Origin of the sequence: Pseudomonas sp. REP124, from assembly GCF_020164475.1 — a bacterium.
Taxonomy (GTDB): Bacteria; Pseudomonadota; Gammaproteobacteria; order Pseudomonadales; family Pseudomonadaceae; genus Aquipseudomonas.
The window spans coordinates 1-11082 of sequence record NZ_JAIQWX010000184.1 but is presented as its reverse complement, the minus strand read 5'-3'; the positions used below and the strand labels follow the sequence as shown (position 1 = coordinate 11082).

Here is an 11082-nt window from a genome sequence, read left to right as displayed (position 1 = left end):
TTCAGGTCGGAACGACCTGAGGACGACGTCAGTCGTCCAGGGCTTTTACCGACTTGGGCGACAACCGCAGACTGCGCAGGCTGCGCTTCACGCTCTTGAGGTGATTGACCAGGCTCGGCCCGCGCGCCATGGCCACGCCCATTGCCAGCACATCGATCACCACCAGGTGGGCGATCCGCGAGGTCAGCGGCGTATAGATCTCGGTGTCTTCGTGCACGTCGATCGCCAGGTTGACGGTCGACAGCTCGGCCAATGGCGTCTGGCTCGGGCACAGGGTAATCAGCGAAGCACCGCTCTCGCGCACGAGGTTGGCGGTGATCAGCAGGTCTTTGGAGCGTCCGGACTGGGAAATACAGATCGCCACATCGCTCGGCTTCAGGGTCACCGCCGACATCGCCTGCATGTGGGGATCGGAATAGGCCGCCGCAGTCAGCAGCAGCCGGAAGAATTTGTGCTGCGCATCCGCCGCGACCGCACCCGAGGCACCGAAGCCGTAGAACTCGACGCGCTGCGCCTGGGACATCAGCGTCACCGCGCGCTGCAACTCCACCGGATCGAGCTTCTCGCGAACTTCCATCAGGGTGTGCAGGGTGGTGTCAAAAATCTTCAGGCTGTAGTCGGCGACCGAATCGTCTTCATGAATCGCGAATTGACCGAAACTCGCGCCTGCCGCCAGGCTCTGGGCCAGTTTCAACTTCAGGTCCTGGAACCCGGAACAACCGATGGCACGGCAGAAACGCACGATGGTCGGTTCGCTGATGCCGACGCTATGGGCCAGGTCGGCCATGGAGCTGTGCATCACGGCCGCGGGGTCAAGCAGCACGTGATCGGCGACTTTGAGCTCCGACTTGCGTAACAGGTGACGAGACTGGGCGATGTGCTGCAGCAGATTCAAGGGCTGGACTCTTGTTATTGGCAGGGGCCGGGGATGTAGCAAGTTTGTAGTTATACTACATGAATTGGCTTTTCGCCTGCACCATACGTAACCAGATCCCTCGAAATCAGGTGCTCGCACCCCATGTAGCCTTCGAGCACTGGTCTTGTAGCAGCGCGGCAAGCCCAGATGCCTCGACCGGGCGACTGATCAGATAACCTTGCACCTCATCGCACCGCTCGTTTTTCAGGAATTCGAGCTGTTCGCGCCGCTCCACGCCTTCAGCCACCACCTTCAATGACAAGCCGTGAGCCATGGCAATGATCGCCCGGGTAATCGCCGCATCCTCCGTGCCCTCGCCCAGGCCGCGAATGAAGGCCTGATCGATCTTCACGTAATCCACGGGAATTCGCTTGAGGTAGCTCAGGGATGAATACCCGGTGCCGAAATCGTCGATCGCCAGCTTCACCCCCAGATCGCGCAATTGCTGGAAGGTCGCAATGATGTGCTCGACGCTGTCCAGCAACTGGCTTTCCGTGAGCTCGAGCTCCAGGTAGCGCGGCGCCAGCCCGGTATCTTCCAGCACCTGCCGCACCAGGCTGACCAGCTTGCCCTGGCGCAGCTGGTGCACCGACAGATTGACCGAGACCCGAATAGGCTCCAGCCCCTGCCGCTGCCACTCGCAGGCTTGCAGACAGGCCTGGCGCAGCACGAATTCACCGATCGGGCCGATCAGCCCGGTTTCCTCGGCCAGACCGATGAAATCACCCGGTGGCACACGCCCCATGGTCGGATGATCCCAACGCACCAGCGCCTCGGCCGCATTCAGCCGGCCCGTTTCCAGACAAAGCTTCGGTTGGTAGAACACCTTCAATTGGCGCTCTTCCACGGCTTTGCGCAGCTGGTTCTCCAACTGCAATCGCTCCAGGGTGCTGGCCTGCAGGCTGTCGGTGTAGAACTGGAAGTTGTTACCGCCCAGATGCTTGGCGTGCTGCATGGCCATGTTCGACTGACTGACCAGGGCGGACACATCCCGGGCGCTGTCCGGCAGCAGGCTGATACCGATCGACGCGCTGACCACCAACTCGTGGCCGTCGATGGTCACGGGCATGCGTAGCTTGTTCGACAGCCGCGTCGCCACCCGCGCCAGACTGGAAAGGTTGCCGTAGGCGTTGAACAGCACGGCGAATTCGTCACCGGACAGGCGCGCAATGGTGTCCGCTTCCGGCAATGCATTGATCAGGCGCCGGGCCATTTTCTGCAACAGCTTGTCGGCGACTTCGTGACCCAGACTGTCGTTGAGCTGCTTGAAGCGGTCGAGATTGATGTGCAGCAACGCCAGGTTGCGATAACCACCCTGCCGCACCCGCTGTTGCGCCTCGCCGAGGCGCTCGCGGAACATCGAACGGTTAGCGAGTCCGGTGAGCTCGTCGTGGTGCGTCAGGTAGCGCATGCGCTCTTCGGATTCCCGTCGGGCCGAAAGATCGGCGAAGAAACCCACGATATGACTGACATTTCCCCGACTATCGCGCACGGCATTCAGATGCAGCCATTGCGGGTACATCTCGCCGCTTTTGCGCGTTTCCACCAATTCGCCCTGCCAGCTGCCGTGCTGCTCCAGCGCGTGATGGATCGCCGCGTAGTGGCGACGGGCATCGCGACTGCAAGGCAACTCGACGACGTTGCGCCCGATCATGTCCTCGATCTCATAGCCGGTGACCCGGCTGAAAGCCTGATTGACCGCGATCAGGGCGTAATTGGGGTCGAAAATCACGATACCTTCGCTGGCGGCTTCGAATACCGTCGCGGCCAGTTGCTGCTGCTCTTCCAACGCCTTGTTGATGCTGATGTCGCGACGGGTGCCGACCATGCGGATCACTCGACTATTGGCGGCACGCTCGACCGCTCGACCACGGTCCTCGATCCAGACCCAGTGACCGTCGGCATGCTGCACGCGGTACTCGACCTGATAATCCTCGGTGCGCCCCTTCAAATGTTCGACCAGCGCCTTGCGCAGAGCCGGCAGGTCCTCTGGATGCAGGCGAGGCTTGAGGTGGCGCAGCATCGCCGTGACGTATTCCGGCGCAAGGCCGAACAATTCCTGAATGTGCGTGTGATGGACTTCGTCGGTCTGCAGGTTCCAGTCCCACAGCCCCAGCTCGCTGGCCTTCAGCGCCAGCGCCAAACGCGCCTCGCTCTTGCTCAGTGCGTCGCTGGCGGCGTCCAGTTCGAGGCCGCGCTGGGTGACCCGGTTTTGCAGATCGGCCTGGATTTCCCGCAGCTCTTCTTCCGCGCGTCGGCGCTGGTCGATTTCCCGGGCGAGAGTCAGATTGAGCTGATCGCTACAGTTTTGCGCCTCTTGCAGATGCTCGATCAGCGCCTGGTTCTGGAAGCGCTGCAACAGGCCGCGATCGATCAGGCGATTGACCTGCCAGGCCACGACACTCAAGGCGCCCAGCAGAATCAGGCCGAACCAGCCCCAGCCCTGCCCTTCGCCACCCCAGAACATGTAGCCGATGGCCGGCAACAAACAGGGCAAGGTGAAAGAGAGAAAGGCCGGCAGGCTGACGGCGTAGGCCACACTGGCCGACAGGGCAGCAGCGCCTATCAGGCCGAAGACCCAGGCTTGCTGGATGAAGTTGTCGGCGGGAACCAGTGCGATGCCGGCGCCGGCCAATGTCAGGCCGGTAAGCCCCGAGCCCAGCAGAAACATGCGGCGCCAGATCGGATGGGCCTGACGGTTGGGAATCGCCGAGTCGAAGGCCGCTACCTGAATCACTCGCAGCGCCACCAACGACAACAGCCACACCAGCCAGACGGTGACCAGGAAGTAGCGCTGCGGGCTCCAGAGCAGAGCGGCGCAGACCAGACCATTGATCAACATGAACAGCGTGGGCAGCAGCGAGCCCTGATACAGCAGGCGCGTGCGTTCGACCGCCATTTCCATGGCGTATTGTTTACGAATAACCCGGGGCTCCACGGAAGGGCCCGACAGGTCGGAGCTGAGGGTCATAGGTAGTTTCTTGTTCTTATAATGGTGAGCATGAGCCCGAAACGTGGACGGAGCATACACAAGCCAATGCCCGGACCAAACTGCTGCCGGTCAAAAAACAGACAAATTTATCGGGCACCCGACCCGGCCTCGAAGCCGTCAGGCGAGACCGGGCAACGCTTGCAGCCGATGACTGACCGGTCGTCCCTCGCGCCTCTTTCATCGGCTAAAGCAAAGCGGAGTTTGCCCGGTGTGGCGCCGCCCCCTAGAATGCCCCGATGCGCGATGATCTCTCCCTTCTGCTTAATTCCCTCAACGATGCCCAACGTCAGGCCGTAGCGGCCGCTGTTGGCCGTCAGTTGGTCCTGGCCGGCGCCGGTTCCGGTAAAACCCGAGTGCTGGTGCACCGTATCGCCTGGTTGATCCAGGTCGAGAACGCATCGCCCCACTCCATCCTGTCGGTGACCTTCACCAACAAGGCCGCTGCCGAGATGCGCCATCGCATCGAGCAGTTGATGGGTATCAACCCGGCCGGCATGTGGGTCGGCACCTTCCACGGCCTGGCGCACCGCCTGCTGCGGGCGCACTGGCAGGAAGCCGGGCTGAGCCAGACCTTCCAGATTCTCGACAGCGACGACCAGCAGCGGCTGGTCAAGCGGGTGATCCGCGATCTCGGACTGGATGAGCAACGCTGGCCGGCCCGCCAGGCCCAGTGGTTCATCAACGGGCAGAAAGACGAAGGTCTGCGTCCGCAACATATTCAAGCCAGCGGCGACCTGTTCCTGGCCACCATGCGCAGCATCTATGAAGCCTACGAGGCCGCATGCGCGCGCGCTGGCGTCATCGATTTCTCCGAACTGCTGCTGCGCGCCCTCGACCTGTGGCGCGATCATCCGGGCCTGCTGGCGCATTATCAGAAGCGTTTCCGGCACATTCTGGTGGACGAGTTCCAGGACACCAACGCCGTGCAGTACGCCTGGTTGCGCTTGCTGGCAAAGGGCGGCGACAGCCTGATGGTGGTGGGCGACGACGATCAGTCGATTTACGGCTGGCGTGGCGCGAAGATCGAGAACATCTACCAGTATTCCGACGATTTCCCGGACGCCGAGATCATTCGTCTGGAGCAGAACTACCGCTCCACCGCCGGCATCCTGAAGGCTGCCAACGCCTTGATTGCCAACAACACCGGACGGATGGGCAAAGAGCTGTGGACCGAAGGCGGCGATGGCGAAGCGATCAACCTATACGCCGCGTTCAACGAACACGACGAAGCGCGCTATGTTGTCGAAACCATCGAAAGCGCGCTGAAAACCGGCTTGGCTCGCAGTGATATCGCGATTCTGTACCGTTCCAACGCCCAATCGCGGGTTCTGGAAGAAGCGTTGCTGCGTGAACGCATCCCGTACCGCATTTATGGCGGCCAGCGCTTCTTCGAACGGGCGGAAATCAAGAACGCCATGGCCTACCTGCGACTGCTCGAAGGTCGCGGCAACGATGCGGCGCTGGAGCGGGTGATCAACGTACCGGCCCGTGGCATCGGCGAAAAAACCGTCGAAGCGATTCGTGACCATGCGCGCCACAGCCATGTGTCGATGTGGGAAGCCATGCGCCAACTGGTGGCGAACAAGGGTCTGACCGGTCGCGCCGCCAGCGCTTTAGGCGCGTTCATGGAGCTGATCGAAAACCTCGCCGCCAAGTGCATGGACATGCCGCTGCACCTGATGACTCAGACCGTCATCGAGCAGTCGGGACTGATTGCCTATCACGAAGCGGAAAAAGGCGAGAAAGGCCAGGCCCGGGTGGAAAACCTTGAGGAACTGGTCAGCGCCGCGCGCAACTTCGAGAACACCGAAGAAGACGAAGACCTGACGCCACTGGCGGCATTCCTCGGCCACGCTTCACTGGAAGCCGGCGATACCCAGGCCGACGAGCACGAAGACAGCATTCAGCTGATGACGCTGCACAGCGCCAAGGGCCTGGAATTCCCTTACGTGTTCCTGGTGGGCATGGAAGAAGGCCTGTTCCCGCACAAGATGAGCCTGGAAGAACCGGGGCGTCTTGAGGAAGAACGTCGTCTGGCCTATGTCGGCGTGACCCGGGCCATGCAGAACCTGGTGATGACCTACGCTGAAACCCGTCGCCTGTACGGCAGCGAGACCTACAACAAGGTGTCGCGCTTCGTACGCGAAGTGCCCAAAGGCCTGATTCAGGAAGTGCGGCTGTCTAACAGCGTCAGCCGTCCGTTCGGCGGTGGCCAGCAGCAAAGCACCAGCAGCCTGTTCGGCGGCAGCGAGATACCGCAGACCGGCTTCAGCCTGGGCCAGGCGGTACGGCACTCGGTGTTCGGCGACGGCGTGATCCTCAACTTCGAAGGCGCCGGCGCCCAGGCGCGGGTTCAGGTGAACTTCAGCGAAGGCAGCAAGTGGCTGATGCTGGGGTATGCGAAGCTGGAAGCGATCTAAGGATCACCTTGGATCAATGTGGGAGCGGGCTTGCTCGCGAATGCGGTGGATCAGTCAACATCGATGTCGACTGACACTCCCTCTTCGCGAGCAAGCCCGCTCCCACAAATCGATCTGACCAAAAGGAAACCGTCATGGGCTCAGGCTTCTTTTCCTCCTGGACATTCTGGGCCCTGCTATCGGCTGCATTCGCGGCCCTGACCGCCATTTTCGCGAAAATCGGCGTCGAGAACGTCAACTCGGACTTCGCCACCCTGCTCCGAACCATAGTGGTACTGGTCAGCCTGGCCTTGATTTTGTACGCCACGGGCCAATATCAATCCCTGGGATCGATCTCGGGGAAAAGCTACCTGTTCCTGCTGTTGTCCGGCTTGGCCACGGGTGCTTCGTGGATCTGCTACTTCCGCGCGCTCAAGGTCGGCCCGGCCTCGCTGGTCGCTCCGGTGGACAAACTCAGCGTGGTCCTCGTCGCCGTGCTCGGTGTGGCGCTGCTGGGGGAAAAACTCGACCTGCGCCAGTGGGGCGGAATCGGCCTGATCACAGCCGGGGTGGTGATGTTGGCGCTAAGGCGCTAGGCATCGTTCCTACAGAACTTATTCAGTCATCCTACAGACCAAAGTGAACCAGCCTTATTGCACTGACTGAAGCTGAACCCGACCTGTCAGGCAAAAGCCCGAAACACTCTGCCGCTAGCCAGTAACACTTCAGCTGTGCAACATGGCGCGCGTGCCTTCCACAAACGGGAATTCCCTTTATGAAACGTTTTCTTAGCATCGCCATGGCGCTGTGCATCGGCCTGACGATGAGTCTCGACGTCAATGCCGCCAAGCGCTTCGGTGGTGGCAAAAGCGCAGGTGCTGCGCCTACTCACCAAACCAGCCAGATGGCTCCTTCTTCTCCAGGCATGGGCGGCGCAGCAGCGACCGCTGGTGCTGCCGGTGCCGCGGGCGCGGCTGCCAAGGCCGGCGGCGCTTCCCGCTGGCTCGGCCCTCTGGCGGGTATCGCCGCCGGTGGCCTGCTGGCCTCCATGTTCATGGGCGACGGCTTCCAGGGCATGCAGATCTTCGACATCCTGATCATGGCTGTCATTGCCTTCCTGGTCTTCCGTTTCATCGCCGCCCGTCGTCGCAAGCAGCAGGAGCAATACGCTCCGGCCGGTCACGCGCCGATGCAGCGTGAAGCGTTCGAACAGAAGCCAGCCATGGGCTCGATCTTCGGTGGTTCGGCTGCACCCGCTGCCGCCCGTCCAGTGATCAACGCGCCAGCCTGGTTCAACGAACACAACTTCATCGAAGCGGCCCGCAACCACTTCCAGTCCCTGCAACAGCACTGGGACGCCAACGAAATGGACAAGATCGCGGAGTTCGTGACCCCGCAGATGCTGGAGTTCCTCAAGCGTGAGCGTGCCGATCTGGGCGATGCCTTCCAGTCCACCTACATTGATAACCTCAATGTGCAACTGGATGGCGTGGATGATCGCGCCGACAAGACCATCGCCACCCTGACCTTCAGCGGCGTGTCGAAAAACTCCCGTTTCGACCAGGGCGAAGTCTTCAGCGAAAGCTGGAACATGGAACGCGCCCAGGGCGAAAACCAGCCTTGGCTGGTGGCCGGTATCCGCCAGAACGGCTGATCACCCCGCCTCGCTTTTCACGCTGTAATAAAAACCCCGGCTTGCCGGGGTTTTTCTATTTCGCGGTTGCATCCATAGCAAGCTACTGTATAAACCGCCCCATATAAACCGCGCCTTACAAGCAAGAGGATTCTCGACGTGGAAGAAATCATCGAACAACTGCGTGAAGCCAACGAGCCGGTACCGGTTCCCTTGGAGTTGCCCGACGAAGATCTGCTGGTCGAAATCGAAGAACAACTGTTCATCGACATCCCGTTCGTCTTTAGAGAGTTCTTGCTGACTGTCAGCGATGTGGTCTACGGCAGCCTGGAGCCAGTGACCGTCACTGACCCGCAATCCCACACCTACCTGCCGGATGTTGCCGCCAACGCCTGGGACGCCGGTGTCGATCGCAGCATGATTCCGATCTGCCAGGACGGTGACGACTACTACTGCGTCGAAGAAGACGGCACCGTGGTGTTGTGGTCCGCCGAAGAAGAACTGGTCACCGAAGAAACCTGGGAGTCGGTGTGGCACTGGGCGCGGGACGTCTGGCTGGAAAGCTGAGCCGGCTGACGCCCCGCGGCGTCAGTGCCCTGGCGAATCCTTGTGATTGTCCAGGGTATCGAGCAAGGCCACCTGCATGCGCGTGTGGACGCGAATGAACCAGCGCCACAGCAGCGCGGCCACACCGGCGGCCACCACGGCGATCAGCATCAGCAACTTGTTGGTCGGCAGAATACTGGCCGACAAGGCTGCCAACAGCAGGAAAATCACCAGCAGCGACAGAATCGGGATCACTTCGGAGATCACCCGACGCACTCGCTGCGTGTGACGCCCGGCCATCTCCGGCTTCACCCCCATCTCTGCCAACAGCATCGACAGCGCCTTTAGCTTGCGATAGGCGGCGATCAGGAACGGCAGCGATATCAGCAGCGCACCTCCCCAAATCAATGCCTTCTGCCAGCTTGGGTCGCCGATCCACTCCTGCAGGCTCACCGAGATGCGCTCGGCGAAAAACGCCCCGGCGAGAAAGATCGCAACCACCAACGCCAGATTGACGCCCACCTGCAACAGAATCCGCCGAATCATCGACGCCAGCAGTGCGCCCTCGCCTTGGGGCTGGATGCTGCGCAACCATTCACCGTACATTCCCAAAACCCGTCCCAGTCGCTGTGGCATGACCGCAGACAACTTGATCGACAACGGGTCGGCCGCACGGATCAGATACGGCGTCAGCAGCGTGGTGATCACCGAAACCGCCACGGCCACGGGGTACAGAAAATTGCTGGTGACCTGCAGGGTCATGCCCAGCGAGGCAATGATGAAAGAGAACTCGCCAATCTGCGAAAGCCCCATGCCGACGCGCAGCGAAGTGCGCCCGTCATTACCGGCGATGTACGCACCCATTCCGCAGGACAGCATTTTTCCGAGCACCACAGCGACTGTAATCACCACGATCGGCCAGGCGTATTCCAGCAGGATCATCGGGTCGAGCATCAAGCCGATCGCCACGAAGAAAATGGCGCTGAACAGGTCGCGAACGGGTTCGATCAGGCGCTCGATTTTCAGCAACTGCCGGGATTCGGCCATGATCGCGCCGATCAGGAACGCACCGAGCACCATGCTGTATTCGAGCTTGACCACCAGCAGGCAGAAGCCGAAACACAGGCCCAGTACGGTGATCAGCAGCATTTCGTTGCTTTCGAATTTGGCCACGTAAGCGAGCAGGCGCGGCACCAGCAAAATGCCGATCACCAGCGCGACGATCATGAACAGCGAGAGCTTGCCCACGGTAGAAAACACTTCGCCGGAGCTGACCGTACCGCTGACCGCGATGCTCGACAGCAAGGCGATGATGCCGATGCCGAGGATGTCTTCAACGATCAGCACACCGAAAATCAGCTGCGCGAAGCGCTGGTTTTTCATCTTCAGGTCATTGAGCGCCTTGACGATGATGGTGGTCGAGGAAATGGCCAGGATCGCGCCGAGGAACAGCGAATCCATGGTGTTCCAGTCGAACCAGCGGCCGATTTCGTAGCCGATCCAGATCATCAGCACGATTTCCAGAAACGCCGCGATAAAAGCCGTGGCACCGACCTTGAACAGCTTGCGCAGGCTGAACTCCAGGCCCAGGCAGAACATCAGGAAAATCACCCCGAGCTCCGCCAGGGTCTTGATGGTCTCTTCGTCGTGGATAAGACCGAAGGGAGGGGTGTGCGGCCCAATGATGAAGCCCGCCACGATGTAGCCCAGCACCACCGGCTGCTTGAGCCTGTGGAAAAGCACGGTCACCACACCTGCGACCAACATGATCACTGCCAGATCCTGAATAAAGCTGATGGCATGCATGGTGTGGGGCTCCTTGTGTGGCATAGCTCAAGCGCGGATGGAGGAAACATCCGGTCGAGCAAGGTAAAAAATCCGCGTTCCGCGTAGGAATTTGCCCCAGTGGCAGGGGCTTTTGCAGGGTAACACCGCGACTTCCGGTAGAAAGGCGGTGCAATATATGGAAACAGATCGATCCGGCGTGACGGCGGCTTCGCGCCCGGCGTCCCGATAACTGTTAGTTTGAAAAAACCATCGAGGCACCCGCAGAGGTGCATCCCTCAACCTGGTCTTGACCCGTGAGAATGCTATGGAACCCGGAAACGCCCAGCTGTCGATGACGGTATTGATGACCCCCGACATGGCCAACTTCTCTGGCAATGTTCACGGCGGAACCCTGCTCAAATACCTCGACGAAGTCGCCTACGCCTGTGCCGCCCGTTATGCCGGCCGCTACGTGGTGACCCTGTCGGTGGACCAGGTGATTTTCCGTGAGCCGATCCATGTCGGTGAACTTGTGACCTTCCTGGCTTCGGTCAACTACACCGGGAACACCTCGATGGAGGTGGGCATCAAGGTGGTGACCGAAAACATCCGCGAGCGCTCGGTGCGCCACACCAACAGTTGTTTCTTCACCATGGTGGCGGTGGATGACCAGCGCAAACCCGCCTCCGTGCCACCGCTGCAACCGCAGAACAGCGAAGACAAGCGCCGCTTCATGCAGGCTCAGCAGCGCCGGCAGATTCGTCAGGAGCTGGAAAAGCGGTATCAGGAAATCAAGGCCGACGTTTGACGCATTCCATCGATAAGAAGC

Annotated in this window: 8 protein-coding genes; 5 read left to right on the top strand and 3 right to left on the bottom strand. The window is 60.7% G+C overall.

Translation table 11 applies throughout. The features are described 5' to 3' along the window. Window positions 1–28 precede the first annotated feature (28 nt). Window positions 29–895 (bottom strand): transcriptional regulator HexR, encoded by an 867-nt coding sequence (gene hexR, locus K9857_RS27420; RefSeq protein WP_025131545.1) that lies wholly within the window; start codon window positions 893–895, stop codon window positions 29–31. Window positions 896–1001: 106 nt separating this feature from the next. After that, complete coding sequence (locus K9857_RS27415; protein WP_224541234.1) at window positions 1002–3887, bottom strand: putative bifunctional diguanylate cyclase/phosphodiesterase; 2886 nt, start codon at window positions 3885–3887, stop codon at window positions 1002–1004. A 257-nt stretch (window positions 3888–4144) separates the two neighbouring features. On the opposite strand from K9857_RS27415, the gene uvrD reads away from it, so the two are divergent. The 4 genes from uvrD (at window position 4145) to K9857_RS27395 (ending at window position 8507) form a co-directional block, all read left to right on the top strand. Next, entirely contained in the window at window positions 4145–6328 is a 2184-nt protein-coding gene (uvrD, locus tag K9857_RS27410) for a DNA helicase II (RefSeq protein ID WP_224541232.1), read from the top strand. Between the two features lie 134 nt (window positions 6329–6462). Continuing rightward, window positions 6463–6903: an EamA family transporter gene (locus K9857_RS27405; protein WP_224541230.1), complete on the top strand. Its 441-nt coding sequence runs from the start codon at window positions 6463–6465 to the stop codon at window positions 6901–6903. 179 nt (window positions 6904–7082) lie between these two features. Further along, the gene (locus tag K9857_RS27400; RefSeq protein WP_224541227.1) at window positions 7083–7961 is read left to right on the top strand and encodes a Tim44 domain-containing protein; all 879 of its coding nucleotides are present in this window, start codon (window positions 7083–7085) and stop codon (window positions 7959–7961) included. A 138-nt stretch (window positions 7962–8099) separates the two neighbouring features. Continuing rightward, entirely contained in the window at window positions 8100–8507 is a 408-nt protein-coding gene (locus K9857_RS27395; RefSeq protein ID WP_217973077.1) for an SMI1/KNR4 family protein, read from the top strand. A 21-nt stretch (window positions 8508–8528) separates the two neighbouring features. Here the strand turns inward: K9857_RS27395 and K9857_RS27390 are convergent, their stop codons facing one another. After that, window positions 8529–10292, bottom strand: a complete 1764-nt coding sequence (locus tag K9857_RS27390) for a cation:proton antiporter (protein WP_224541225.1) — start codon at window positions 10290–10292, stop codon at window positions 8529–8531. 286 nt (window positions 10293–10578) lie between these two features. On the opposite strand from K9857_RS27390, the gene K9857_RS27385 reads away from it, so the two are divergent. Beyond that, window positions 10579–11061 (top strand): acyl-CoA thioesterase, encoded by a 483-nt coding sequence (locus K9857_RS27385; protein WP_224541223.1) that lies wholly within the window; start codon window positions 10579–10581, stop codon window positions 11059–11061. Window positions 11062–11082: the final 21 nt, after the last annotated feature.

Excerpts from the sequence above, each read along its gene's own strand:
- K9857_RS27385 (WP_224541223.1), top strand. The coding sequence starts at position 10,579 with ATGGAACCCGGAAACGCCCAGCTGTCGATGACGGTATTGATGACCCCC.
- K9857_RS27390 (WP_224541225.1), bottom strand. The coding sequence starts at position 10,292 with ATGCATGCCATCAGCTTTATTCAGGATCTGGCAGTGATCATGTTGGTC.
- K9857_RS27415 (WP_224541234.1), bottom strand. The coding sequence starts at position 3,887 with ATGACCCTCAGCTCCGACCTGTCGGGCCCTTCCGTGGAGCCCCGGGTT.
- K9857_RS27405 (WP_224541230.1), top strand. The coding sequence starts at position 6,463 with ATGGGCTCAGGCTTCTTTTCCTCCTGGACATTCTGGGCCCTGCTATCG.
- uvrD (WP_224541232.1), top strand. The coding sequence starts at position 4,145 with ATGCGCGATGATCTCTCCCTTCTGCTTAATTCCCTCAACGATGCCCAA.
- K9857_RS27400 (WP_224541227.1), top strand. The coding sequence starts at position 7,083 with ATGAAACGTTTTCTTAGCATCGCCATGGCGCTGTGCATCGGCCTGACG.